This window comes from Streptomyces olindensis, from assembly GCF_040645895.1.
GTDB classification, from domain to species: Bacteria; Actinomycetota; Actinomycetes; order Streptomycetales; family Streptomycetaceae; genus Streptomyces; species Streptomyces olindensis.
The window spans coordinates 1-26,304 of record NZ_JBEYZD010000024.1 but is presented as its reverse complement, the minus strand read 5'-3'; the positions used below and the strand labels follow the sequence as shown (position 1 = coordinate 26,304).

Here is a 26,304-nt window from a genome sequence, read left to right as displayed (position 1 = left end):
GCACAGGGGTCGGGTCAGGCCGCCCCGAACGCCGAGAACGCCCACCCCGTGGCCTGGTGCAGCGCGTCGCCCGGGAGGGCGGCCCGGGCGTCGCGCAGCGCCTCCGCCAGGGACAGCCCGCCGCCGAGGCCCTTGTGCAGCGCGAGCATCAGCGGCACCACGGCGGCGTCGTTGACGGGCGCGCTGCACGCCACCACCCCGGCCGTCCCGAGCGGCAGCAGCGCGGTGACCAGGCCGAGCAGTTCGTCGGCGCCGACGGACGCGAAGCGGGCGGTGTCGCAGCAGGACAGGATGATCCGGTACGGGCTGCGGTCCAGCCGCTCGAAGTCGTGCACGACGATCGGCCCGTCCGCCATCCGCAACGAGGAGAACAGCGGGCTGTCCGCGCGGAACGTGCCGTGCGCGGCGATGTGCGCCAGGGCGGCCCCGTCCAGTTCCTCCAGCACACGCGGCACACGCGCCTCGTCGTCCTCCAGGACGGTCGCGCACGGGTACCGGCCGGCCAGCTCGGGCACCTCGGCGCCGCCGGTCGCCAGGCCCGGGCCGCGCACCAGCACATGACAGCCGTCCGGCGGCGGCGCGGTCTCCCGGGCACGCAGCCAACTGCCCGCCGACGGCGACACGCTGAGCACCCGCTCCCGCAGCGACGGCAGCAGCGCCCACGGCACCCGGTGCAGCCGCCCCGGCGGCACGATCACCACCGGGCCACCGCCCAGCCGCGCCGCGGCCGGTCCCAGCAGCAGCTCCTCCAACCGCCGACCCGCCGCCTCCACCACCGGCAGCCGCGCCTCGGCCCCCGGGTGGGCCAGCCGCCGCAGCCCGGCCTGGACGTGCTCGGCCTCGGTCTCCGCCTCGGCCAGCAGCCCCGCCTCGAACCGTCGCACCCGCCCCCGCCCGCACAGCAGCACCTGCACCCGCCCGTCGAGCACGACGAGTTCCACCAGCAGCACCTCGTCGCCCAGCCGCTCCAGCAGCCGCCCGACATCGAACCGGTCGCCGCCCCCGGGCGCCTCGCCCCGCATGTGCAGGGTCCGGGACCGGATCTCCCGCTCCAGCCGCCGCTGTTCACGCTCCAGCGCCGGAACCGGCCGGCCCTCCATCCGGGCCGCCTCCGCCCGCGAGGCGATCTCCCGGAACGCCGTCATGCCGCTGAGCAGCTCCGGGTCGGCGGGCGGCCGAGTCGGCGGGGCCGACAGCACCGTGGCCCGCCAGCGCTCGCTCCACACCAGCAGCCGCCGCGGCCCGCCCGACACCAGACTGGCCCGCTGCGCCAACGCGGCCAGTTCCGCGCCCTGTTCGGTGGCCCGGGCCCGCAGCTCCGAGGCGCCCAGCGTCATCCGGTGGTCGTCGAGCACGTCCAGACCGCGCCGGCAGGCCTCCAGCACACCCCGGGTCGAGCCGGCTGCCTGCGCCCGCAGCGCCTGCGCCGACCAGCCCGTCAGCCGCGCCAGCGGCGGGCCGCTGTGCCGGCTGCGCGCGGCGACCGCCAGATGCCGCTCGGCGTCCGCCGTCCAGCCCAGGCCCAGTGCGATCCGGCCCGCCAGCAGCGACGCCTCCGGCGCGGCCGGAGCACCGAAGGACGCCAGCTTCTCGGCCACCGCGGCGGCGTCCGCGACCAGCCGCCCCGAGCCGCGCCCGGCCGCGTGCCGCGCCTCGATCAGCACCAGCCGGGCATGCGCCTCCCACCACGTGCGCCGCTGCCCCGCGAACAGCCGTACCGCGAGGGCGGCACGGGCGATCGCTGTGTGCGGGTCCCCGGCCGGGCGGGCGGCCCGCGCGGCGGCCAGCAGCAGCTCGGCCTTGCGGGTGGACTGCCCGCCGATCCCGTCCAGCTTCCTGATCGCCGCGTCCGCCTCGGCCAGCGCCTCGGGCGCCAGCCCGGCCGCCATCAGCACCTCACAGCGCCGGATGTTCAGCATGAACGTCGGCGTGCCCAGCCGGGCGTACCGCTCCTCGGCCTCGTCCAGCAGCCGCAGCGCCGCCGGCACGTCCCCGGACCGGAACGCGGCCAGCCCCCGGCTCTCCACCGCGTCCGCCTTGTCGTGCTCCTGCCCGGTGGTGTCCCACAGCGCCTCGGCCGCGGTGAAGTCCGCCTCCGCCCGCTCCACCGCGCCCAGCGCCAGATGCACGGTGGCCCGCAGGGTCAGCGCCCGCGCCGTCCAGATCACGTCCTCCGCCTGCCGCAGCACCGGCACCGCGCGCCGTACGTCCTCCAGCGCCTCACGGTGGTGGCCGAGCACCCACCACACGTACGCCCGCCGGTACAGCACCCGCGCCCGGGTGTGCCCGCCGCCCCGCGCGACACCCCGCTCGAACGCCGCCAGGCCCTCCCGGGTGCGGCCCGCGTGCACCAGCGCCACCCCCAGGGTGGCCAGCACGTCCGCCTCCCGGTCCGCCGAGTCCGCCCGCGCCGCGCACTCCCGGGCCCGCCGCAGATGGCTCAGCGCGAGCCGCAGATCGCCGAAGTCCCGCTGCCAGATGCCGATCACCTGATGCGCCACCGAGGCGTCCAGCGGGGAAGGGTCGGCGTCGAGCAGCGCCCGGGCCCTCGCGAGAGCCTCGCCCGGGTCGGCGAACACCATCGGCAGCAGTTCCGTAACCGACTCGCTTCCCGCTGTCACTCCTCGGATGGTAGTGGCCCTCGAACCGCACCACACAGGGGTGGCGCTGTATCAAAAGACCGCACCGTGACTCTTGTCGAAGAGAATCGACGACCGCTCCGCGGCACCGGCCGACGCCGTCGCCCCACTGGGAGGACCCGCCATGGCACCTCAGCGATTCCACGAGCAGTTCGACCAGATCCAGCGCTCGATGCCGGACGTGCCCCTCGCCATGGGCCCGGACGACTCGGCCGAATTCATGTACGAGAAGGGCGTCGTCCTCGTCCGCGACGGCGAGGAGGCCCAGGTCGTCGAGGACACGGTACGGGCGCACTTCACGGCGGCACCCGACCTCGACCAGGAACAGGTCCGCAGGGCCGGGCCGCGGACCAACCGCAGCGGCATCACCCGGATCCGCGTCGGCGATCCCGGCGAGGGCGGCCGCGACGCCGACCGCGCCGTCGCGCACGCCCTGCGCTCCGTACGGGAACATGAGGCCCGGGCGGGACACCGGATGGTCACCCGCAACCACGTGGTGCACATCGCGGTCAACGCCTGCCCCGGCGACGAACCCGTCCCGGTCCCGCTCAGCGAGCCACCCAACCCCGCCGCAGCCGACACGCCCCACGACCCGGACACCGCCGTCGGCGTCCTCGTCGTCGACACCGGCCTCATGCACGACTACCGCTCCTGCGGCCTGCTGGCCCACACCGGGGGCGACGCCCAGGTCCAGGAGTGCGACGAACAGGGCATCCTCCAGCAGTACGTCGGGCACGGCACGTTCATCGCCGGGCTGGTCGCCGCCGTCGCGCCCAACACCGACATCACCGTCCGCGGCACCCTCAACGACGCCGGCGCCGTCCTGGAGTCCGAGTTCGGCGAGAGGCTCTTCGAGGCCGTCGACGCCGGCGGCTGGCCCGACGTCCTCAGCCTCTCCGCCGGCACCTCCAACGGCCGCACCGACGGCCTGCTCGGCGTCGAGAACTTCATGCGGGAACTGCGCGAGCAGCGCACCCTGCTCGTCGCCGCCGCCGGCAACAACGGCAGCGCCACGCCCTTCTGGCCCGCCGCCTACGCCGACCTGCCCGGCTGGGAGGACTCCGTGCTCTCCGTCGGCGCCCTGCGCAGCGACGGAGAGTTCGGCGCCTGCTTCACCAACCACGGCCCCTGGGTGAAGATCTACGCCCCGGGCGAGCGCCTCACCAGCGCCCTCACCGGCTTCGAGACACCCGTCCCGTACGTCTACCAGCACTCCACCTACGACGCCTGCCGCTACGGCTTCTCCTACGGCTGCACCTGCCGGCACCCCCGCCACACCGGCGTGCTGAGCGACGAGAACGCCTCCGCCAAGCCGGACCAGGTGATGTTCGAGGGCTACGCCCAGTGGAGCGGCACCTCCTTCGCCACCCCCGTGACGGCGGGCATGGTCGCCGCCCACATGACGGCGCACAAGGAGACCGACCCGCGCGCGGCCCGGCGGCACCTGCTCGCGGCGAACGCCGGCTACGCCGAAGTGCGCGGGGCGCACGTCCCGGCGCTGCGCCCGCCCACCTGGCGCCCGGTCCCGGTCGTGCGCCTGGCCCCGGGCCTGTGACGGCCGAAGCCGCCCCCTCCACGGCGTACGATGACGTGCCGTATTCGAGGGGTGGGGCTGCCGTGGACCGTACTGATGCCGGCGCGCTCGTCCAGGCCGCGGCCGACGGCGACGCGGCGGCCTGGAAGGCGCTCGTGGAAGGACTGAGCCCCCTGGTGTGGTCCGTGGTGCGGGCCCACCGGCTCTCCGACGCCGACGCGCACGAGGTGTACCAGACCGCCTGGTTCCGCTTCGCCCAGTACCTCGGGCGGATCCGGGAACCCGACAAGGCGGGCGCGTGGCTGGCGAGCACCGCGCGCCACGAGTGCCTGAAGGTGATCCGCAGCTCCCGGCGGCTGACCCTGACGGACGATCCGCAACTCCTGGACCGGGTCAGCGAGGACGGCACGCCGGAGCAGTCGCTGCTCGACTCCGAGGAGGCGGCCGCCCAGAGCGAACGCGTCCGGCGGCTGTGGCAGGAGTTCGAGGAACTGGGCGAGCGGTGCCGGCAGTTGCTGCGCGTGCTGATGGCCACGCCGCCGCCCAGCTACCAGGACGTGTCCGCCGCGCTCGGGATCGCGGTGGGCAGCATCGGGCCGCTGCGCCAGCGCTGTCTGCGGCGCCTGCGGGCCCGGCTCGAGGCCCGGGGGGCGATGTGAGCGGCACGAACCACATGGATGACAGGGACGACAGGGACGACAGGGACGAAGACGAGGTCTTCGCCGAAGGGGACTGGGGGGACGAGGAGTTCGACGCCGGGCTGCTGGAGGAGGAGCTGCGGCAGGCCGCCGCCGTCCTGGACCCGGTGCCCGCGGAGCTGCAGCAGATCGCCGTGGACGCGTACGCGCTGCACGACCTCGACGCCCGCGTCGCCGAGCTGACCTTCGACTCGCTCGTGGACGCCCTCCCGGTCCGGGGAGTCACCGACGTGCCCCGGATGCTGACGTTCCGGGCGGGCGAGGTCACCGTCGACGTCGAGGTGACCGAGGACGGGCTGATGGGACAGGTGCTGCCGCCGCAGCCGGCCCGCGTCGAGGTCCTGGGCGGGCCCCGGCCCGGAGCCGCGCTGACCGCCGACGACCTGGGCCGCTTCACCGGCGACGTGCCGCTCTCCGGCCCGTTCGCCCTGCGGCTGCGCACGGGCGGGGACGTGGTGGTGACGGAGTGGCTGCGGGCCTAGCCGGACGCCGGTCGGGTCACCAGGTGCAGGGCAGGGTCCGCGGTCCCCGGATCATCGTCCGGCGGCGCCAGGCGACCTGGTCGGCGGGGACGGCGAGGCGCAGCCCGGGCAGCCGGTCCAGCAGGGTGGTGAGCAGCAGCTCGGTCTGGAGGCGGGCGAGGACGGCGCCGGTGCAGTAGTGCGGTCCGTTGCCGAAGGCCAGATGGGGGTTGGGGGCGCGGCCGGGGTCGATCCGGTCCGGCTCGGGGAAGACGTCCGGGTCGCGGTTGGCGGCCAGGTAGGAGACGTACACCGGGTCGCCCGCGCGGATCCGGTGCCCCCGCAGGTCGACGTCCTCCAGCGCGATCCGCGACAGGCCGACGGAGCTGCGGTGCGGGATGTGGCGCAGCAGCTCGTCCAGGAGCGCGTCCCGCCCTGCGGGCCGCTCCTGCCACCACTGCCGCAACTCCGGCCGGGTGAGCAGCAGATAGAGCATCTGCCCGCAGTTGTGCGTGACGGCCTCGCCGCCGATCTGGAGCGGACCGGCGAGGCCGACCGCCTCGGTCTCGCTGATCCCGCCCCCGGCCACGGCGGCGCCGAGCAGGGAGTACACGTCCTCGCCGGTGCCGTGCGCGCGGGAGCGGATCGTCTCCGTGATCCAGCCGTACAGGCTGTTCTTGGCCCGGTCGGCGGCCTCGGCCCCGCCCGAGGTGGAGATGATCTGCCGGGTCCAGGTGTGCACCCGTCGCCGGTCGGCCCCGGGCACGCCCATGACCTCGCTGACCACGGCGATCGGGAACGGTTCGAGCACCCGCTCGACCAGATCGCCCGGCGGCCCGTCGCGCAGGACCGTCTCCACCAGCTCGTCGAGGATCTCCTGCGCGCGGGGCCGCAGCCGCTTCATCGCGCTGACGGTGAAGGCCTCGGCCACGGCCTTGCGCAGCCGGTTGTGGTCGGGCTGGTCGGCGAAGGCGAGCGAACCGGGCCGCGGCTTGAAGTGCGGTGCCATCCGCGTCACGTGACGTGTCGTCACCTCGGCGCGGCTGAACCGCGGGTCGTTGGTGATCACTTTGACGTCGTCGTGGCGGGTGGCCAGCCACGCCCAGCCCTCGCCGTACGGCAGGCGGATCCGGGTCAGCGGCCCCTCGCGCATCAGCTCCGCGAGGACCGGATCGAACTCCGTCCCCTCCAGGTCGAGGGCGGGCCAGTCCCGCACCGGGGGCGGTGTCCGGCCGGTCAGCGTGGTGGTCTCCTCCGTCATGGACCCACCCTCGCCGCGTCCCCGGCGCTTGTCGCGCGGGAGTGCTCCAGCCGGTGGCGGTTCAGCGGGACACGGCGTCGACGAGCCCGGCGAGGGCGGCCGCGAGCCGCCGCAGCCCGGGTCCGGCGGGACCGCCCGGCTCGGTCATGTAGGTGTCCCGGCGGATCTCCACCATGAGGGCGCTCACCTCGGGCCGCGTCCGGTAGAACTCCAGGGGGACGTAGGTCCCGCTGAACGGGGTGTCGAGCTCCGTCTCTGCGAACGCCTCCCGGGCGGCGTCCAGCAGCGCGGCCGGAGTGTGGAAGGAGTCGGTGCCGAGGCAGACCGCCGGGCGAGGGCCCTTCCCGTGCAGCTCGTACGGGAGCCGCCGGCTCGGGTAGGAGTGCACGTCGATGATCACGGCCCGCCCGGTGGCGGCCAGCCGGTCCGCCACGGCGTCGGTCATCGCCCGCGCGTAGGGCAGGAAGTACCGCTCGACGAGCGGCCCCGTGTCGACGTCCTCGGACCGCAGCGGATCGCCGTGCGTGGTCCGCGTGTACACCGCGCCCATCCCGACGGCCCGCATCTCCTCCCGCTCGTCCGGGAACCGCTCCGGGTCGACGACCAGCCGCGACAGCCGGTTGACGAACCGCCACGGCCGGACGCCGGCCAGCCCGGCCGCCGTCGCGGCGATCTCCGCGGTGTGCGCGTCGGTGATGTGGTCCAGCTCCCGCGCCAGCTCCTCGTCGCCGAGCACGATCCCTTCGCGCACGGCGTCCGGGATGTGCCGTGCGGAGTGCGGCACGTGGAGGATCACGGGGGAGTGGCCGGCCCCGGGCAGCAGTTCGAAGGAGGGCGGCGCGTCGGTCATGGGGCGGCTCCCGGGCGGCATCGGGGACGGCGGGTGGGGAGAGGGGGCAGCAGGGGGAGAGGGGGGAGAGACGGCGGGTGAGACGGCTCCGCCCCGGCCGGGCGCGGTGCCGGCCGGGGCGGAGCCAGGGGATCGGGGATCCGGGGCGTCAGCTCAGGGACGCCAGGGCCTCGTTCCACGTGGCGGACGGGCGCATGGCCTCCGCGGCCTTGGCCGGGTCGGGCTGGTAGTAGCCGCCGATGTCGACCGGCTTGCCCTGGGCGGCGATCAGCTCGTCGACGATCTTCTGCTCGTTCGCGGCGAGCGTCTCGGCGATCGGGCCGAAGGCCTTGGCCAGGTCCGCGTCGTCGGTCTGCTTGGCCAGCTCCTGCGCCCAGTACAGGGACAGGTAGAAGTGGCTGCCGCGGTTGTCGATGCCGCCGACGCGCCGGGTCGGGGACTTGTCCTCGTTGAGGAAGGTCGCCGTGGCGCGGTCGAGGGTGTCGGCCAGGACCTGGGCGCGGGAGTTGCCCGTCACCTTGGCGTACTGCTCGAAGGACGGCACCAGGGCGAAGAACTCACCGAGGGAGTCCCAGCGCAGGTAGTTCTCCTTGACCAGCTGCTGCACGTGCTTCGGCGCCGAGCCGCCCGCACCCGTCTCGAACAGACCGCCGCCCGCCATCAGCGGGACGACCGACAGCATCTTGGCGCTGGTGCCCAGCTCCAGGATCGGGAACAGGTCGGTGAGGTAGTCGCGCAGCACGTTGCCGGTGACGGAGATGGTGTTCTCGCCGCGGCGGATGCGCTCCACCGACAGCTTCGTCGCCTCGACGGGGGACAGGATCCGGATGTCCAGGCCCTCGGTGTCGTGCTCCGCCAGGTAGGTCTTGACCTTGGCGATCAGGTTGGCGTCGTGGGCGCGGGTCTCGTCCAGCCAGAACACCGCCGGGTCGCCGGTGGCGCGGGCGCGGGTGACGGCCAGCTTCACCCAGTCCCTGATCGGCGCGTCCTTGGTCTGGCAGGCGCGGAAGATGTCGCCGGCCGAGACGGTCTGCTCGATCAGGGCGGTGCCGTTCTGGTCGACCAGGCGGACCGTGCCCGTCGTGGCGATCTCGAACGTCTTGTCGTGGCTGCCGTACTCCTCGGCCTTCTGCGCCATGAGGCCGACGTTCGGCACCGTGCCCATGGTCGAGGGGTCGAAGGCGCCGTTGGCCTTGCAGTCCTCGATCACGGCCTGGTAGACGCCCGCGTAGGAGGAGTCCGGGATCACCGCGAGGGCGTCGTGCTCCTGGCCGTCCGGGCCCCACATGTGGCCGGAGGTGCGGATCATCGCCGGCATGGAGGCGTCGATGATGACGTCCGACGGGACGTGCAGGTTGGTGATGCCCTTGTCGGAGTCGACCATCGCCAGCTCCGGGCCCTCGGCGAGCTCGGCGTCGAACGAGGCCTTGATCTCGGCGCCCTCCGGCAGGGCGTCCAGGCCCTTCCAGATGCCGCCCAGACCGTCGTTCGGGGTCAGGCCGGCCGCGGCCAGCTTGTCGCCGTACTGCGCGAACGTCTTCGGGAAGAAGGCGCGCACCACGTGGCCGAAGACGATCGGGTCGGAGACCTTCATCATCGTCGCCTTCAGGTGCACCGAGAACAGCACGCCCTCGGCCTTGGCCTTGGCGACCTGCGCGGTCAGGAACTCGCGCAGCGCGGCGACGCGCATCACGGAGGCGTCGACGACCTCGCCGGCGAGGACGGGTACGGACTCGCGCAGCACGGTGGTGGTGCCGTCGTCGCCGACGAGCTCGATGCGCAGGGCACCGTCCTCGGCGATGACCACGGACTTCTCGGTGGAGCGGAAGTCGTTCTGGCCCATGGTCGCCACGTCCGTCTTGGAGTCGGCGGTCCAGGCGCCCATGCGGTGCGGGTGGGACTTGGCGTAGTTCTTCACCGAGGCCGGGGCGCGGCGGTCCGAGTTGCCCTCACGCAGGACCGGGTTCACCGCGGAGCCCTTGACCTTGTCGTAGCGGGCGCGGATCTCGCGCTCCTCGTCGGTCTTCGGGTCGTCCGGGTAGTCCGGCAGCGCGTAGCCCTGGCCCTGCAGCTCGGCGACGGCGGCCTTGAGCTGCGGGATGGACGCCGAGATGTTCGGCAGCTTGATGATGTTGGCGGCGGGCGTCTTGGCCAGCTCGCCGAGCTCCGCGAGGGCGTCCGGGATGCGCTGGTCCTCGGTCAGGTACTCCGGGAACACGGCGATGATGCGCCCGGCCAGCGAGATGTCGCGGGTCTCCACCGGGACACCCGCCTGCGAGGCGTACGCCCGGACCACCGGCAGGAAGGAATACGTCGCCAGGGCGGGGGCCTCGTCAGTGTGCGTATAGATGATGGTCGAGTCAGTCACCGGGTGCTCCGCTCCACGTCTGCAACATTGCTCGACATCAAGATATCTCGTGATCGACCTCGGCTCGACAGGGGTCCGCTGCCAGTTTCGCGCCACTGATCGCCCCGGGGCCCGTGCCGGGGGTGCGGAACGGCGCGGAGGCGGCCCCGGTGGCCGCCCCAGGCGGTACGGCGGTCGGTGCGGCCTCCGGTACAGCGGTCGGTATGGCGGTCGGTGCGGCCTCCGGTACGGCGGTCGGTGCGCGGCCTCCGGTACGGCGACCGCCCGGGCGGGGCGCCGGACCCGCCCGGCGAGCGGCCCCGGCCGCCTGTGTGCTCAGTCGAACCTGGCGGACTGCACCTCGCCCGGCTCGCTCTCGCCGGTCCGCTGCTGCGGGATGACGACCGCGCCCTGCTGGAGCGCCACCGTGCGGGCCGGGGCGGGGATGCGGATGCCCTCGGCGCGGTAGCGCTTGTGCAGGCGCTTGATGAACTCGTGCTTGATCCGGTACTGGTCGCTGAACTCGCCGACGCCCAGGATGACGGTGAAGCCGATGCGGGAGTCGCCGAAGGTGTGGAAGCGGATGATCGGCTCGTGGTCGGGCACGGCACCCTCGACGTCCTTCATCGTCTCGGCGATGACCTCGTTGGTGACCCGCTCCACCTGGTCCAGGTCGCTGTCGTAGGCCACCCCGACCTGGACCAGGATGGTCAGCTGCTCCTCGGGCCGCATGAAGTTGGTCATGTTCGCCTTGGCGAGCTGACCGTTGGGGATCACGACGAGGTTGTTGGACAGGTTGCGGATCGTCGTCTGCCGCCAGTTGATGTCCTCGACGTAGCCCTCCTCGCCGCTGCTGAGCCGGATGTAGTCACCGGGCTGGACGGTCTTGGAGGCGAGGATGTGGATGCCCGCGAAGAGGTTGGCGAGGGTATCCTGCAGCGCCAGCGCGACCGCCAGACCGCCGACGCCCAGGGCGGTGAGCAGCGGGGCTATGGAGATGCCCAGCGTCTGGAGCACCACCAGGAAACCGATCGCCAGGACCAGGATCCGGGTGATGTTGACGAAGATCGTGGCCGAGCCGGCGACACCGGACCGGGACTGGGTGACCGAGCGCACCAGTCCGGCCACCACCCGCGCCGCCGACACCGTCGCGACGAAGATGAGCAGCACCGTGAGCACCTGGTTGGTGTGGTGCTGCACCGTGCGCGTCAGCGGCAGCACCGCCGCCGCGCCCGCCACGCCGCCCACGACCGCGGCCCACGGCACCACGGCCCGCAGCGCGTGCACGATCACGTCGTCCCCGCTCCAGCGGGTGCGGTCGGCGTGCCCGCCCAGCCAGCGCAGCAGGATCCGCAGCGCGAACGCCGCCAGCAGGCCCGAGGCGAGGGCGATGCCGGCGAACAGCAGATCGTCCACCGTGAGCGCCCGGTTCACCGGTCACCTCCGGGGAGGAGAAGCGCGGCGAACGCCGTCGCCGGCGGCCGGATGTGAAGTCTCGTCACGTCGTCACCTGCTCGTTTTCCGGGATGTCCGATGGTGCCCGACCACCCTGACCCGCGGTCGGCACGATCGTTCATCCTGCCCCATCCCGCACGGGAGTTCGTACCGCGGACGGGGGTGACCAGGGGGTGAGTTACTGCACATGACGCGCCGTCATGTGCGCCCCCCTCGGCCGTCCGGGAACGGAACCGTGTCCGGCGCGGCCTGCGCGTGGCGGGACCGGCGCGCCTCCCGGACTCAGATCACCTTCAGCCGCACCAGCGCCCCGAGCGTCAGCGCACCCGGCACCAGCGGCAGCCACACCGTGATGACCCGGAAGGCCAGGACCACCGCCGTGGCCACCGCGGCCGGGCCGCCCGCCGCGACCAGCGCCACGACCAGCGCCGCCTCCACCGAGCCGATCCCGCCCGGCGTGGGCACCAGCGCGACGGCGACCGTCGCCGCCAGGTAGGCCACCGCCATGTGCGCGAGCGGCACGTCCAGCCCCAGCGACTTCCCCACCAGCACCAGAACCGTCGCCTGCAGCGCGGGGAAGGCGAACGCCCCGCCCCACAGCGCCAGGGCCCGGGCCGGGCGGGTGTGCACCGAGCGCGCCTCGCCGAGCGCCGTCCGCAGGAAGGCCACCAGGGCCGAGCGCACCCGCCGGACGAGGACGAGCACGGCCGCCGCCACCACGACCAGGGCGCCGACGCCGGCCAGCAGCGGGCCGAACGCCGTCTCCGGGACCAGCGCGCCGAGCCGCAGCGCGTCGGGGAACGCGAGGAGCAGGGCACCGAGCAGGGCCACCCGGCCGACGCTCTCCGCCAGCAGGTACAGCGCGAGCGCCGCCGAGGAGCGGGCGAGCGGCAGCCCGCACACCGTCATGAACCGCAGGTTGACCGCGCTCGCGCCCAGCCCGGTCGGCAGCAGGTGGTTGGCCGCGCCCGCCGCGAACTGCGTCGCCAGCAGCCGCCGCCGGGGCAGCCTCTCGACGACCGCGCCCTGCCGGGTGCACGCGGCCGCGACCCAGGTCAGACAGGTCGCGCCGACCGCGGCCAGCAGCCACGGCCAGGAGGCGGTGCCCAGGTGCGCGAAACCCTCGGCCAGCACGGACCGGTGCCGCACCGCGACCACGGTGACGAGCAGGAGCGGAAGCAGGCACAGGATCTGCCGCAGGCGGCGCACCGGGACGCGACGGGGGAGTCGTCCCGGGCGGAGTTCGGGGAGTTGGACCGCTGTCACGTCCGCAGAGGCTTCCCACCCCGCGCCAACAGCGGGTTGCGGAAGCGGGACCTGCGGATTGCCTGCGGGAAGCGGCTGGTGCTCGGGCACGGGGAGCGGCTGCGTGGGAAGCGTCATCGGGGCCTTTGCGCGGGGGGACGGGGAAGTGGGGGTTGGGGCTGATTGTGCGGGATGTCGGGGGCGTTGCGCGAGCGCCTTGACCTCAAGATTGCTTGAGGTTCTACGTTCTCTCCCATGAGCATGGAGACCACAGCGTGGACACAGCTGCACAGCGTCATGACCGCCCAGGAGGAGCGCCGCCCCTTCGCCCTCGCGACCCTGCGCCGCATCGGTGCCTTCGCCCGCCCGCACCGGCGCCGCATCGCCCTCTTCGTCCTGCTCGGCGTGGGCACCGCCCTGCTCGCCGTGGCGACCCCTCTGCTGGCCGGGCGGGTCGTCGACGTGATCGTCTCCGGCGGTGACGAGGGCACCGTCGTACGCCTGGCCCTGCTCATCGCGCTGATCGCGGTGGCGGAGGCCGCGCTCGGCATCCTCGGCCGGAGGCTGTCGGCGAGGCTCGGCGAGCACCTCATCCTCGACCTGCGGACGGCCGTCTTCGACCATGTGCAGCGCATGCCCGTGGCGTTCTTCACACGCACACGTACGGGCGCCCTGGTCTCCCGGCTCAACAACGACGTCATCGGCGCCCAGCGCGCGTTCAGCAACACCCTGTCCGGAGTGGTCAGCAACCTCGTCACGCTGCTGCTCACGCTCGCCGTGATGCTCACCCTGTCCTGGCAGATCACGCTGCTCGCGCTGGTGCTGCTGCCGGTGTTCGTGGTCCCGGCCCGGCGCATGGGCAGCCGGATGGCCCGGATGCAGCGGGAGGCGGCGACCCTGAACGCGGCGATGGGCACCCGGATGACCGAGCGGTTCTCGGCGCCCGGCGCCACGCTCGTCAAGCTCTTCGGGCGGCCGGAGGAGGAGTCGCGCGAGTTCGCCGAACGGGCCCGCCGGGTCGCGGACATCGGCGTCCGCACGGCCACCGCCCAGGCGGCCTTCATCACCGCCCTCACCCTGGTCTCCGCCCTCGCCCTGGCCCTCGTCTACGGCCTCGGCGGCTACCTCGCCCTGCGCGGCACCCTGGAGCCCGGCGCGGTCGTCTCGCTGGCCCTGCTGCTGACCCGGCTCTACGCGCCGCTGACCGCACTCGCCGGGGCGCGCGTCGAGGTGATGAGCGCCCTCGTCAGCTTCGAGCGGGTCTTCGAAGTCCTCGACCTCAAGCCGCTCATCGAGGAGAAGCCGGACGCGCGCCCGGTGCCCGAGGGACCCGTGGCCGTCGAGTTCGACGACGTCCGCTTCGGCTACCCCGCCGCCGACAAGGTCTCCCTGGCCTCCCTGGAGGAGGTCGCGTCCCTGGACAAGCGCGGCGGCGACGAGGTCCTGCACGGCATCTCCTTCCGCGCCGAACCGGGCCAGACCGTGGCGCTCGTCGGCTCCTCCGGCGCGGGCAAGTCGACCATCGCCCAGCTGTTGCCGCGTCTGTACGACACCGACGCGGGCCGGGTCCGCGTCGGCGGCGTCGACGTGCGCGACCTGACGGCCCGGTCCCTGCGCGAGACCCTCGGCATGGTCACCCAGGACGGGCACCTCTTCCACGACACCGTCCGCGCCAACCTCCTGCTCGCCCGGCCCGGGGCCACGGAGGACGAGCTGTGGGACGCCCTGCGCCGGGCCCGCCTCGACGACCTCGTACGGTCCCTGCCCGACGGCCTCGACACGGTCGTGGGCGAACGCGGCTACCGGCTCTCCGGCGGCGAACGCCAGCGCATGACGATCGCCCGGCTGCTGCTGGCCCGGCAGCGCGTCGTCATCCTCGACGAGGCCACCGCCCACCTCGACAACACCTCCGAGGCCGCCGTCCAGGAGGCCCTCACGGAAGCCCTGGCGGGCCGGACGGCGGTCGTGATCGCCCACCGGCTCTCCACGGTCCGGACGGCGGACCAGATCCTGGTGATCGAGGCCGGCCGGATCGTGGAGCGGGGCACGCACGAGGAACTGCTGGCGGCGGACAAGCGCTACGCGGAGCTGTACCGCACCCAGTTCGGCGGGGCGCGCGCCGCCGCGGTGGAGCAGGCCGCGTAGGGCGGTGAACACCTCCGGGGGCCGGTCCGTACTCCTTGCGAGTGCTCCCTGCCGACAGCCCGCACCCGGAGAGGCGACGTGTCCCACCAGCAACCCCTCGCACGACCCGACCGCCGGACCCCGTCCCGCGCCCGACGGCCCCGCGCCGTCGCCGCGGCCGGGGCCCTGGCCGCGCTCGTCCTCGTCACCGCCTGCGGCGGCGGTGACGAGGACAAGGCGGCGGCGACGCCGAGCCGGACCGCGGCTCCCGCCGCCGGGGTCGTCGCGCCGGCGAAGGTGGAGGTGATCGCCGGTCTGGCCGGCTGCACGGCGAAGATCCGCACCGAGGCGGACGAACTGCGCGAGGGCGTGTGCCACACCCCGAAGGGCGACTTCCTCATCACCACCTTCCCCGAGGAACGGCTCAAGGAGACCTGGCTGGAGTCGGCCCGCGTGTACGGCGGCACGTACCTGGTGGGCATGCGCTGGGTGGTCAGCGCCAAGCCGCGGATGCTGGAACCGCTCCGCGCGAAACTCGGCGGCACCATCCGGGAGTTGTCGGGCATCGGACCCCGCGCGAACTCCTCCTGACACCGGACCACGGCGCCGGCCCGCTCGATCAGCCGGCGACCGGGGTGGTCTCCCGACGGACACCCCGCGCCGGGCACCGCACGGCACCTCTCTTCCGGTTTCCGCTGGTGGGCGTCATGATTGTGCGACTTCGCACATGAGCCGCCCCCCCTCGTGCCGGCAGAGAAGATTGAGTTCGTCGTGGTCGCCACCTTTCGTCGCCATTCGCTCGCGGGCGAGATGCTGGTGCTCCAGCTCGCCATCGTCGTGGTGGTGCTGCTGGCGGTCGCCGCGGTCTCCCTCGCCCAGTCGCAGGCCACCTTCAACCGCGTCGAGGGACGCCGGGTGAGCGCGCTCGCCGAACAACTGGCCGCCAACCCGCTGGTGCGCAGCCAGCTGGTGCGCCCCGCCCCCGGCGAGTCGCTCGCCCCCCTGGTGCTCGCCACGCAGGCTCAGTCCGGCGTCACCTCGGTGACGGTGGCCGACGCCGCCGGCCGGATCGTCAGCTCCACCGACCCCACGGTGGTCGGCGAGCGACTGCCGCTGGGCCCCGGCACCGCCCGGGGACGTGGCTGGTCGGGGCAGCTGACCCTGGACGACAGCCGCGAGCTGGCCGCCCAGGTCCCCGTCCTCGGGGCGACCGAGGAGAACCTGGGCCGGATCCTCGGCACGGTCATGATCGGCGAGGCCGACCCGACGGTGTGGCAGCGGCTGAGCGGCGCCTCCTCCTCTCTGCTCGCCTACCTCGGCATCGCCAGCGGACTCGGCGTGGCCGGCTCCTGGCTGCTCGCGCGGCGGGTCAAGCGGCAGACCCTCGGGCTGGAGCCGGGCGAGATCGCCGGGCTGGCCGAGCACCGGGAGGCGATGCTCTACGGCATCGCCGAGGGCGTCATCGCCCTGGACCCCCAGCACCGGCTCACCCTCGTCAACGACATGGGCCGCCGCCTGCTCGACCTGCCCGAGGACTGCGTCGGCCAGAGCCTGGACGGCCTCGGCATCGACGGACGGCTGCGCGACGTGCTGGCCGGGACCGCCGCCGGCAAACGGGACGAGGTCGTCGTCCGCCACGGCCGGGTCCTGGTCATGAACCGGATGACCGTCACCAAGGACGGCCGGCTCCTCGGCTCGGTCACCACCCTGCGCGACCGCACCGAACTGGCCCGGCTGGAGAGGGAGATCGGCTCCTTCCGCAGCTCCTCGGAGCTGCTGCGCGCCCAGGCCCACGAGTTCGCCAACCAGCTGCACACCATCTCCGGGCTGATCCAGATCGGCGAGCAGGACGAGGTCGTGCGCTACATCCGCGCGCTGAACCAGCGCCGCCAGTCCCTGGACGTCACCCTCAGCCGCCGCGTCCGGGACACCGCGGTGGCCGCGCTGCTGATGGCGAAGGCGTCCCTCGCGGCCGAACGCAAGGTCAGCCTGCGGATCTCCGACGACACCGCGCTGGAACGGCTGGCCCCCGAGGACGCCGCCGACGTGGCGACCGTCGTGGGCAACCTGGTGGACAACGCCGTCGACGCCGCCGCCCAGGACGAGGACGCCTGGGTCGAGGTGGCGCTGCGCCAGGACGCCTCCAGCGTGGAGATCACGGTCCGCGACTCCGGGCCCGGCGTGGCGCCCGAACTCGCCCGCGAGGTGTTCTCCCACGGCTTCACCACCAAGGCCGCGCGGGAGGGCGAGCGCGGCATCGGACTGGCCCTGACCAAGCTGGTCTGCGAACGGCACGGGGGCGAGATCTCGGTGTCCAACACCCCCGACGGGGCCGTGTTCACCGCACGCATGACCGTCGGCCACCTCACCGGCACGGTGGCGGAAGGAGCGGCCCCATGACCGCGACGAGCGACACGTCGGGCACGATCGACGTCCTCGTGGTCGACGACGACTTCATGGTGGCCAGGGTCCACCGCGCGTTCGTCGAACGCGTCGAGCCGTTCCGCGTCGTCGGCGTCGCCCACACGGGCGCCCAGGCGATCGAGGCCGTCGACGAACTGCGCCCCGACCTCATCCTGCTCGACCTGTACCTGCCCGACCTCTTCGGCCTCGACGTCATCCCGCGGCTGCGCACCGCCGGCCACGACTGCGACGTCATGGTCATCAGCGCCGCGCAGGAGGCCGAGACGGTACGCGGGGCCGTCCGCCGCGGCGTGGTCGACTACCTCCTCAAACCCTTCGACTTCGAGGACCTGCGCCCCCGCCTGGAGCGCTACGCCGCCCAGCGGGGCCGGCTCCTCACGGCGGTGGTGCGCGGCCAGGCGGACGTGGACCGCGTGCTGGCCGGCGCGTTCGTCCCCGCGCCGGCCCACACGCTGCCCAAGGGCATGAGCGTCGAGACCGCCGCCCTCGTCGAGCGGGCCCTGCGCGAGGCGGACGGCACGCTGTCCGCGACCGAGTGCGCGGCCCTGACCGGCGTCTCCCGCGTCAGCGCCCGCCGCTACCTGGAGTACTTCCACAGCACCGGCAGCGCGGAGGTGTCCCTCCGCTACGGCGCGGCGGGCCGTCCGGAACGCCGCTACGCCTGGCGGGCGTGAGACGCCTGGCTGGCAGTCGCTGTTCCCCGGACCGTGCTGCGGAAGTCGATCGGCGACTGCTCGGTCCGGTGCGTGAAGTACTTGCTGAACTGCGAGGGATTGGCGAAGCCGAGCTGGTCCGAGATCTGGGCCGCGGTCAGGTCGCTGTGGGCCAGCAGGCGCTTGGCCTCCAGGACGACCCGGCGGTCGACGAACTCCTTGGCGCTGAGCCCGGCGGTGGCCAGAGCGGCACGGGCGAGGCTGCGCGGGGAGTAGCCGAGCATGTGGGCGTAGTCCTCCACGCGCCGGGTGCGGGTGAAGTGCGCTTCGACCGCGTCACGGAAGCGCACATACGTCTCGTCCGGTTCCGGGGCGGGGCCGCCGGCCGGGACGGTGAGGTGGGCCAGGCGCAGCACCAGGACCGCGAGGAGGTGCCGCAGCGCCGCCATGTGCGCCTCCAGGGGGAGGCGGCCGAGCGCGTGGAACTCCCGGCTGAGGTGCTCGGCGGCCATGGTCAGGGCCTCGGCGTCGTCGGTGACGGGGGTGCTGAGCGCGGGCGCGTGCGGGTCGTCGACGCGGGCGGCCGTCGCGGTGGCCGGATCGAGGACGTCCTGCCGGAAAAGGATCAGCGTGCCCTCGGCCCGGCTCAGATCGCCCCACTGGTGGACCTGCCCGGGGCGCACCCACAGCCAGGAGCCGGGCCGGAGCACGTATGCGGTGAAGTCCACGGTGTGCCGGAGGCGTCCTGCGGTGAGGGTGAGCAGGTGATGGAAGTCCGGGCGTTGCGGCCGGGCGAGGCTGTGCTCGGAGACGCGGCCGCGCAGCTCGGCCAGTGACATGACCTCCACCCCGGCGGGAGTTCCGGCGGGCGCTGCGAACGGGATCTCGGGGATTCCCCGCGATGAGCCGTGTCGGCTTTTGGCCATCATCGGTCGGAAGTATATCGGCGCAGGCCCCGAAACCGCCCGTACGTTGGCTGGCTGGGAAGGCCGACCGGGTCCTGGACGGACTCGTACCGTGACCGGCCGGCCGAGCACTTTCACTCACCACAGGAGGAGACCGCATCATGTCCGCATCACCTGCCCCCACCCTCGCGATCACGGGCGCCGGCGGGCGTCTCGGCGGGCGCGTGGCCCGCCGCCTGGCCGAGCGGGGTATCGCGCAGAGGCTCGTGGTGCGCCGTCCCGAGCGCGCCCCGCGCCTGCCCGGGGCGACCGCCGTGCGCGGCGACTACGGCGACCGGGCCTCCGTGACGGCGGCGCTGGCCGGTGCGCACACCGTCTTCATGGTGTCCGCCTCCGAAAGCGCCGACCGGCTCGACCAGCACAGGACGTTCGTGGACGCGGCCGCGGCGGCGGGCGTGCGGCACCTGGTGTACGTCTCCTTCTTCGGCGCGGCCCCGGACGCCACCTTCACCCTGGCCCGCGACCACTTCCACACCGAGGAGCACATCCGCGCGAGCGGTCTGGCGCACACGTTCCTGCGGGACAACTTCTACGCGGAGTTCGTGCCCGACCTGGTCGGCGAGGACGGCGTCATCCGCGGCCCCGCCGGACAGGGGCGTGCCGGGTTCGTCGGCCAGGACGACATCGCCGACGCGGCCGTCGCGGTGCTGACCCGGCCGGGCGACCATGAGGGAGTCGCCTACGACCTGACGGGGCCCGAGTCGCTGACGCTGGACGAAGCGGCCGCGATCCTGTCGGAGCACCTGGGACGCACCGTCGTCTACGAGCCGCAGACGGTCGCCGAGGCGTACGCGTCCCGTGCCGGCCACGGCGTCCCGGAGTGGCAGCTGGACGCCTGGGTGTCCACCTACACGGCCATCGCGGCGGGCGAGCTCGACGGGGTGGGCGACGCCGTTCCCCGGCTCACCGGCCATCCCGCCATCCGTCTGGCGGACGTCGTCCGCGACCACCTCGATCACTGAGGGTGTCGCTTTCTGACCATCAGCGGTCCCTTCTGGGTGCCATTGCGTGGGGTCGGCCTGCCTAGTTTGAACACATCACTCCGTCGGAGGTCCTGTTCCGGGGCCCCGATCGGGGACCCCGCAAGCCAAGGAGCACAGATCATGAGCAGCGCCAGGAACACGGTCCTCCGTGCCGCCACCGAACTCTTCGCGGACAAGGACCCCTCCGCCGTGGACCGTTGGGTCGCCGCCGGTTACACGCAGCACAGTGCCCTCGCCGCGGACGGCCCCGAGGCCCTGCGCGAGCTGGTCGCCGGCCTCGGTGACGACTTCCGCTACGACGGGGCCCGGGTCATCGCCGACGGCGACCTGGTCGCCCTGCACGGCACGTACCACGGCTTCGGCCCCGACCCGCTCGTCGGCTTCGACGTCTTCCGCGTCGACGCCGACGGCAAGCTGGCCGAGCACTGGGACGCCCTGACCCCGCGGGTCGAGGAGACCGTCTCCGGCCGCTCCCAGACGGACGGCCCCACCGAGGTGACCCGGGCCGACCGCACGGAGGCCAACCGCGCCCTGGTGACGGAGTTCGCGCGGAAGGTCCTCGTCGGCGCCGACTACTCGGTGCTGACCGACTACGTCTCCACCGAGACCTACCACCAGCACAACCCGGAGGCCGCCGACGGCCTGGACGGCTTCGCCGCGGCCGCGGCCACATGGGCCGAGCAGGGCAGGAACCTCGTCTACAAGCAGGTCCACCGGGTCATCGCCGAGGGCGAGTTCGTCCTGGTGCAGTCCGAGGGGGAGTTCGGAGTCCCCGTCGCCTACTACGACCTGTTCCGCGTGGCCGACGGCAAAATCGTCGAACACTGGGACGTGATCGCGCCGGTGCCCGCCGAACTTCCCCACACCAACGGCCTGTTCTGACCGACGCCCAGAGCGCCTCAAATCGGATCGCGTGAGGGGGCCGTCCACTGGCACGCTGCCGCCATGGACCACGCAGAGGTACTGCTCATCGGCGGACGAGCCGGTGTCGGGAAGACGACGGTGGGGTGGGAGGTCTCGGCGCTGCTGCGCTCCGAGGCGGTCGCCCACGCGATCATCGACGGTGACTTCATGGGGCAGGTGCATCCGGCTCCCGAGGGAGACCCTCACCGCGCGGAGATCACCGAGGTCAATCTGACGGCCGTGTGGACGAACTTCGCCCGGCGCGGCTACCGGCGCCTGATCTACACGAACACCGCGAGTGTGCTGCCGGAGGCGACCGGCATCTTCGAGCGTGCCATGGGGGCCGGAGTGGGGATCACGCGAGTCCTGCTCACCGCCTCCGACGAAACGGCCCGTGAGCGGCTGGTGGGACGAGAACTCGGCTCGGAGCTGGAGCAGGAGCTCGAAGGAAGTGTCCGGAACGCACGGCTCCTGGACCGGCGAGCCGCCGCGCAGACCGTGCGAGTGGCGACGGACGGGCGGCTCGTCGTCGACATCGCGCGGGAGGTGATCGCCGCAACCGGATGGGCCGGGCCTCACTTCGCCGGCAGATCATGACCGTTGAGGCAGGTCACAGCACAGATCCCGTCCGCCTCAGCGCCGCGGTCCCTGTCCGGAAAGCGTGGGCGGGTGTGACGCGGTTCCTTACGATGCCCCGGTGACCGACCAGGGAGTGACGGGAGGGCTCGTGGAGGATCAGGCGCGCCGGCTCAGGGCCACCGGTCTGGGCGCCGCGGCCGTGCTGCTGTGGGCGTCGCTGGCGCTGTTCACCACGTCGACCGGACGGATACCGCCCTTCCAGCTGACCGCGATGGCGTTCGCGGTGGGCGGCCTGATCGGACTGCCCCGGGTGCTGCGCGGCCACGGCACCGCCCTGCGCGGACTGCCCGCCGGCGCCTGGGCGCTGGGCATCGGCGGCCTGTTCGGCTACCACTTCTTCTACTTCCTCGCCCTGCGCAACGCCCCCGCCGTCGACGCCGGACTCATCGCCTACCTGTGGCCGTTGCTGATCGTGGTGTTCTCCGCGCTGTTGCCCGGCGAGCGGCTGCGCTGGTGGCACACGGCGGGGGCGCTGCTCGGGCTCGCCGGGACCTTCCTGCTCGTCACCGGCGGGCAGGGAGTGCAGTTCAGGAGCGAGTACCTGCTGGGGTACGGCGCCGCGGGCGTCTGCGCGCTGGTGTGGTCGGCGTACTCCGTGGCCAACCGCCGTTATCCGCAGGTGCCGACCGACCTGGTCGCCCTGTTCTGCCTGGCCACGGCCCTGCTCGCAGCCGTGTGCCATGTGCTGTTCGAGACGACCGTGCGGCCCGAGGGCTGGCAGTGGGCCGCGGTGCTCGCGCTCGGGCTCGGGCCGGTCGGCGGCGCCTTCTACGTGTGGGACCACGGCACCAAGCACGGGGACATCCGACTACTGGGCACCCTGTCGTACTTCGCCCCCCTGCTGTCCACGGGGCTGCTGGTCGCGACGGGACGGGCCGACGCGAGCTGGCCCGTCGCCGTCGCCTGCGTGCTGATCACCGGAGGTGCCATGCTGGCCTCGGCGGAGATGCTGCGCACGGCCCGCCGCCGCAGCCGGGAAGCCGGCTGAGTCTCAGGCGTCCACCGGCCAGGTGCCCCGGCGGACCATTTCGGTCACTTTGTCGGGGCCGTTGGCCCGCACCAGCAGCTCCAGCCGCATCCGCTCGATGTCCTCGGCGCTCCACTTGTCCGTGGCCATGGTCGCCTTCTCGTGGGACCAGCCGTTGTCGTAGTGGCGTACGACGTAGTCCTTCTGGAAGTCCCACATCTTCGTGCCCGGCAGGGGCGTGACGATGAACGGGTTGGCGTAGGCCATGCCGTGGCCCATGAGCGTGACCGCGTAGTCGATGGTCTTCTCGATCTGCTCCAGCGACTCGATGTACGGCTCGCCGCCCCGCTGTTCGGGCGGGTTGACGAAGCCGAGCATGAAACCGCCGGTGACCTGGATGCCGTACTCGGTGAACATCTCCACGATCTCGCCGGTGGCCTGCTGGAAGGCGTTGAGGCGGGGCTTGCCGGACTCGACGAGGCTGTCCTCGTTGGCGCTCTCCACGGCCAGGTAGACGCTGTAGCAGCCGCCGTCGGCCATCGACTTGATCAGGTCCCGGCAGGTGAGCCCGGAGCGCATCGCCGCGAGGACGTTGCGGAAGTTGGGGTTGCGCCGTTCGGCGTCGTCCATGCCGGCGGCGAACCTCTCGCCCAGGTGCAGCAGCACCAGGTTGAACAGGCTCAGGCCGCCCTCCTCGACCCACGGCAGATCGTGCTTGCGCAGCAGTTCGAAGACGCGCATCGCGTACAGCGGGTCGTGCAGGAGATGGTCGTCCTCGATGAGGACCTCGGTGACGCCCTGCTTGCGGATCTCGGCGAGGTGCAGGTCGAACCAGTCGGTGCCCAGCGCCCGCCAGGGGCCGTTCACCATGGGGATGTAGCAGAAGTCGCAGCCGACGTTGCAGCCGATGGTGGAGAAGATCTGCGCCCAGGAGCCGTGGTCGCGCACCCGCTTGCCCGAGGAGTGGTACGACTGCTCGTACTGGCGCATGTCGAGCATGCCGAAGTCGGGCAGCGGCATCATGCCGAGCCGCTCGTCCAGGCCCTGCCGCTTGGGCAGGATCCGCATGTACGGCGACCGGGCGGTGGTGCGCACCACGGCGCCGTCGGCCCGCCGGTAGGCGATGCCGGGGACGGCGTCGATGTCGCCGTCCGGCTCGGTGAGCGCCTGGAGCAAGGCGGTGAAGGTCTGGTCGGCCTCGTTGATGACGACGTGGTCGAACGGTGAGTCCGGTACGGCGTACTGCCAGTCGCCGCTCGGATGGGCGCCGCCGGTGACGGTCACGATCGCCGGGTCGATGTCCTTGACCAGGTCCGCGAGGGCCCGGGCGTTGCCCCACTGCACGGTGTAGATGCACTGCACGCCGACGACGTCCGGGTCGAAGTCCTCGATCAGGGTGCGCAGTTGCGCGTCGTCGAGGCCGTAGCGGACGAGGCTGCTGCCGCCGCCGAGGTCGACGACCCGGCGCTCCTGCTCCCAGCCGGCGAAGGGCGAGTCGACGATGCGGACGTCGAACCCGGCGAGGCGGGCGTTCGCGGCGATGCGTAAGAGGCCGATCGGGGTTCCGGCGCGCTTCATCACCTCGAAGGTGTCCAGGCCGAGGGCATGGAAGCTGCTGCGCTCGGGCGAGGGTTCGACGACGCGGGTGTAGGAGGGGACGAGCAGGAGCACGCGGGGCATGTCCCCGCGGGCGCGGCGCCGGGCGCCGGAGGCGGAGCGGCGCAGCGAGGGCCTGCCCAGGTGGCGCAGGGGCGGGCGCTCGGGGGCGCTGGAGAACTTCACGGACGGGTTCTCGATGAGCACGGGCGACGACGAAACGTTTCGCGACATGGGCGCTCCCAGAGTCCGAATACGAACGAGCGTGCGTCGTATCGTGACGTACGCAACATTTCCGCGGGGGACTTTCGGGGCGAATGGCGGGAAACGGCGCCCCCGAGGCCGAGTCCGCCGCTCCCGCACGGCGCCGCTCGGCCTCCACCGCCGACGGGACCGAGCGTGCCCTGCTCGCCGCCCCCGTCGAGGTCTCGATCGGCGTGCTGCACACAGTGTGCGCTCTCCGCGCCGAGCATTGCTCATCCCGTGCATGTGCTTTGCCGGCCGGGCTGTCTAGTCTCCCTTGGAAACCCCCGACGAGGACCACGCCCCTTCGCTCCTTTTCCTCACCCGGCGATTAAGGAATCCCCCTCCATGTCTCATCCGGTCCGTCAGGATTACACGCCCCCCGAGCTCCGGCCCGATTCCCTGGTCTCGGTCGACGCCTCCGGCGAGGTCGACACAGACGTCTTGATCATCGGCTCCGGCATGGGCGGTTCCAGCCTGGCCTGGGCGCTGAAGGACTCCGGGCTGAAGGTGCTCGTCGTGGAACGGGGACATTTCCTTCCGCGGGAGCCCGAGAACTCACAACCGGCCGAGATGTACATCAAGGGCCGGTACAAGAACGCCGGATATTGGTATGACGGCAGCACGGGCAAACCGTTCGCACCGGGCGTCTACTACTGGGTCGGCGGCAATACCCGTTTCTACGGAGCCATGCTGCCCCGTTTCCGGCGCAGCGATTTCACCGAAGTCGAACATCATGACGGTGTCTCGCGCGGCTGGCCTTTCGGCTATGACGATCTCGAGCCCTTCTACACCGCCATGGAGCAGTTGCTCCAGGTGCACGGACAGACGGACGAGGACCCGACCGAGCCGCCGCACTCCAAGCCCTATCCCCACCCGGCCCTCCCGCACGAGCCGGAGATCGAGAGATTCGCCCGCTCGCTGCGCGGGCAGGGCCTGCACCCGTTCCACACGCCGAACGCCCTGAACGTGAACACGCAGGCCGACCGCGCCGCCGTGACGACCGCCGACGGCTGTCCGGACGAGACCGGCATGAAGTCCGACGCCGAGAACCGGCTCCTCCTGCCCGCGCTGCACGACGGGGTCGACCTCCTCACGGGTGCCGAGGTCACCCGCCTGATCACCTCGCCGGACGGCCGGAAGGTCGTCGCCGCCGAGGCCCGGCACGGCGGCCGGACCATCCGTATCAACGCCAGGACCTTCGCCCTGGCCGGCGGGGCCGTCAACTCGGCGGCCCTGCTGCTCCGTTCGGCCGGCGACGCGCACCCGCACGGTCTCGGCAACTCGTCGGGCCTGCTGGGCCGCAACTACATGGTCCACAACAGCACGTTCTTCGTCGGGGTCAACCCGCTGCGCACCAACCCCACCCAATGGCAGAAGACGCTCGGCCTCAACGACTTCTACGAAGCCGGCCCCGGGACGCGCTTCCCGCTCGGGAACCTCCAGATGCTGGGCAAACTGCAGGCCCCGATGCTCAAGCCCGCCCGTCCGTGGGCGCCGGACTGGGCGCTGAGGTTCATGTCGGCCCGGAGCATCGACATCTACCTGACGACCGAGGATCTCCCGTCCCTGGACAACAGGGTGCGGGTGGACGGCGACCGCATCGTCATCGATTGGACCCCGACGAATCTCGCCCCGCACCACGAACTCGTGCGCCGCGTGACCAGGGCGGTCCGCAAGTCCGGGTATCCGCTGATCTTCACCCAGCGGATGGGCATCGAGACCAACTCCCACATGTGCGGAACGGCCGTGGCGGGCCACGACCCCGCGCGGAGCGTCCTCGACCCGTACTGCCGCAGCCACGACATCGACAATCTCTGGGTGACCGACTCGTCGTTCTTCCCGTCGTCCGCGGCACTCAACCCGGCCCTGACCATCGGCGCGAACGCGCTGCGCATCGCTCCGTCCCTGGTACGGGCCACCAAGAGCTGATCCCGACAGGGTCAGGTGCGCCGCAAGGTGGGCTTGCGCAGCAAGTCATGGCCTCGAACGGCCAGTTGCAGACGCTGCTGGTTGTCGACCCGGGTGAGGTCGAGCCCAAGGATGTCGGAGAGCTTGTCCAGGCGGTGGTAGAGGGTGCGCCGCTGGACGAAGAGGGCTTCCGCCGCCCGGGCCTTGTTCCCTCCGCAGTCGAGGAACGTGCGCAGGGTCGGCAGCAGCGGGTTCTTCACGAGCGCGTCGTGCTCCAGGAGCGGGCCGAGTTCGTCCTCGACGTAGCGGCGGAGTTCGGGACCCTCGGAGAGGGCCACCAGCAGACGCAGGGCTCCCAGGTCGTCGAAGTGACGTACTTCCTCCGTGGCGGCGGCCGCCGCCACGG

Annotated in this window: 21 protein-coding genes; 12 read left to right on the top strand and 9 right to left on the bottom strand. The window is 72.6% G+C overall.

Features of this window, described 5'->3' with window-relative positions; translation table 11 throughout:
* Positions 1-14 precede the first annotated feature (14 nt).
* Positions 15-2,582, bottom strand: coding sequence for a CHAT domain-containing protein (locus tag ABZ948_RS17655; RefSeq protein WP_359760636.1), 2,568 nt, complete (start codon positions 2,580-2,582; stop codon positions 15-17).
* Between the two features lie 181 nt (positions 2,583-2,763).
* Here ABZ948_RS17655 and ABZ948_RS17650 point away from each other — a divergent pair, with 181 nt between their 5' ends.
* The 3 genes from ABZ948_RS17650 (at position 2,764) to ABZ948_RS17640 (ending at position 5,353) form a co-directional block, all read left to right on the top strand.
* Positions 2,764-4,194 carry a S8/S53 family peptidase gene (locus ABZ948_RS17650; protein ID WP_359760492.1) on the top strand — a complete coding sequence of 477 codons (1,431 nt, stop codon included), beginning with the start codon at positions 2,764-2,766 and terminating at the stop codon, positions 4,192-4,194.
* Between the two features lie 62 nt (positions 4,195-4,256).
* A complete protein-coding gene (locus ABZ948_RS17645; protein WP_031112930.1) occupies positions 4,257-4,832 on the top strand; it encodes an RNA polymerase sigma factor in 576 nt (191 codons plus the stop codon).
* Positions 4,833-4,846: 14 nt separating this feature from the next.
* Positions 4,847-5,353 carry a hypothetical protein gene (locus ABZ948_RS17640; RefSeq protein ID WP_359760490.1) on the top strand — a complete coding sequence of 169 codons (507 nt, stop codon included), beginning with the start codon at positions 4,847-4,849 and terminating at the stop codon, positions 5,351-5,353.
* Between the two features lie 16 nt (positions 5,354-5,369).
* Here ABZ948_RS17640 and ABZ948_RS17635 read toward each other — a convergent pair whose 3' ends face one another.
* The 5 genes from ABZ948_RS17635 to ABZ948_RS17615 form a co-directional block, all read right to left on the bottom strand.
* Positions 5,370-6,593 (bottom strand): cytochrome P450, encoded by a 1,224-nt coding sequence (locus ABZ948_RS17635; protein ID WP_359760488.1) that lies wholly within the window; start codon positions 6,591-6,593, stop codon positions 5,370-5,372.
* 61 nt (positions 6,594-6,654) lie between these two features.
* Entirely contained in the window at positions 6,655-7,443 is a 789-nt protein-coding gene (locus tag ABZ948_RS17630) for an N-formylglutamate amidohydrolase (protein WP_359760487.1), read from the bottom strand.
* Positions 7,444-7,591: 148 nt separating this feature from the next.
* Positions 7,592-9,811 (bottom strand): NADP-dependent isocitrate dehydrogenase, encoded by a 2,220-nt coding sequence (locus tag ABZ948_RS17625; RefSeq protein ID WP_359760485.1) that lies wholly within the window; start codon positions 9,809-9,811, stop codon positions 7,592-7,594.
* Positions 9,812-10,126: 315 nt separating this feature from the next.
* Complete coding sequence (locus ABZ948_RS17620) at positions 10,127-11,224, bottom strand: mechanosensitive ion channel family protein (protein ID WP_359760483.1); 1,098 nt, start codon at positions 11,222-11,224, stop codon at positions 10,127-10,129.
* A gap of 303 nt (positions 11,225-11,527) precedes the next feature.
* Positions 11,528-12,511, bottom strand: coding sequence for a lysylphosphatidylglycerol synthase transmembrane domain-containing protein (locus ABZ948_RS17615; protein ID WP_435857523.1), 984 nt, complete (start codon positions 12,509-12,511; stop codon positions 11,528-11,530).
* 240 nt (positions 12,512-12,751) lie between these two features.
* Here ABZ948_RS17615 and ABZ948_RS17610 point away from each other — a divergent pair, with 240 nt between their 5' ends.
* The 4 genes from ABZ948_RS17610 (at position 12,752) to ABZ948_RS17595 (ending at position 17,712) form a co-directional block, all read left to right on the top strand.
* Positions 12,752-14,635, top strand: coding sequence for an ABC transporter ATP-binding protein (locus tag ABZ948_RS17610; RefSeq protein ID WP_359760632.1), 1,884 nt, complete (start codon positions 12,752-12,754; stop codon positions 14,633-14,635).
* Between the two features lie 78 nt (positions 14,636-14,713).
* Positions 14,714-15,205 (top strand): hypothetical protein, encoded by a 492-nt coding sequence (locus tag ABZ948_RS17605; RefSeq protein ID WP_359760481.1) that lies wholly within the window; start codon positions 14,714-14,716, stop codon positions 15,203-15,205.
* Positions 15,206-15,385: 180 nt separating this feature from the next.
* Complete coding sequence (locus ABZ948_RS17600) at positions 15,386-17,014, top strand: sensor histidine kinase (protein ID WP_359760630.1); 1,629 nt, start codon at positions 15,386-15,388, stop codon at positions 17,012-17,014.
* Complete coding sequence (locus ABZ948_RS17595; RefSeq protein ID WP_359760479.1) at positions 17,011-17,712, top strand: response regulator; 702 nt, start codon at positions 17,011-17,013, stop codon at positions 17,710-17,712. The genes ABZ948_RS17600 and ABZ948_RS17595 overlap by 4 nt, the downstream gene beginning before the upstream one ends.
* Here ABZ948_RS17595 and ABZ948_RS17590 read toward each other — a convergent pair.
* The gene (locus ABZ948_RS17590) at positions 17,694-18,620 is read right to left on the bottom strand and encodes a helix-turn-helix domain-containing protein (RefSeq protein WP_359760477.1); all 927 of its coding nucleotides are present in this window, start codon (positions 18,618-18,620) and stop codon (positions 17,694-17,696) included. The genes ABZ948_RS17595 and ABZ948_RS17590 overlap by 19 nt on opposite strands.
* A 137-nt stretch (positions 18,621-18,757) precedes the next feature.
* Here ABZ948_RS17590 and ABZ948_RS17585 point away from each other — a divergent pair, with 137 nt between their 5' ends.
* The 4 genes from ABZ948_RS17585 (at position 18,758) to yddG (ending at position 22,169) form a co-directional block, all read left to right on the top strand.
* Positions 18,758-19,618, top strand: coding sequence for an SDR family oxidoreductase (locus ABZ948_RS17585; protein WP_359760475.1), 861 nt, complete (start codon positions 18,758-18,760; stop codon positions 19,616-19,618).
* A gap of 141 nt (positions 19,619-19,759) precedes the next feature.
* Complete coding sequence (locus tag ABZ948_RS17580; RefSeq protein ID WP_359760473.1) at positions 19,760-20,521, top strand: nuclear transport factor 2 family protein; 762 nt, start codon at positions 19,760-19,762, stop codon at positions 20,519-20,521.
* A gap of 63 nt (positions 20,522-20,584) precedes the next feature.
* A complete protein-coding gene (locus ABZ948_RS17575) occupies positions 20,585-21,139 on the top strand; it encodes an ATP-binding protein (RefSeq protein WP_359760472.1) in 555 nt (184 codons plus the stop codon).
* Between the two features lie 100 nt (positions 21,140-21,239).
* Complete coding sequence (gene yddG, locus ABZ948_RS17570) at positions 21,240-22,169, top strand: aromatic amino acid exporter YddG (protein WP_359760470.1); 930 nt, start codon at positions 21,240-21,242, stop codon at positions 22,167-22,169.
* Between the two features lie 3 nt (positions 22,170-22,172).
* Here the strand turns inward: yddG and ABZ948_RS17565 are convergent, their stop codons facing one another.
* Entirely contained in the window at positions 22,173-23,978 is a 1,806-nt protein-coding gene (locus tag ABZ948_RS17565) for a B12-binding domain-containing radical SAM protein (RefSeq protein ID WP_359760468.1), read from the bottom strand.
* A 357-nt stretch (positions 23,979-24,335) separates the two neighbouring features.
* On the opposite strand from ABZ948_RS17565, the gene ABZ948_RS17560 reads away from it, so the two are divergent.
* On the top strand, positions 24,336-25,919 hold the full coding sequence (locus tag ABZ948_RS17560; protein ID WP_359760466.1) for a GMC oxidoreductase: 1,584 nt from the start codon (positions 24,336-24,338) through the stop codon (positions 25,917-25,919).
* An 11-nt stretch (positions 25,920-25,930) separates the two neighbouring features.
* Here ABZ948_RS17560 and ABZ948_RS17555 read toward each other — a convergent pair.
* The coding region (locus ABZ948_RS17555; RefSeq protein WP_359760464.1) for a PucR family transcriptional regulator at positions 25,931-26,304 on the bottom strand (374 nt) is incomplete at its 5' end.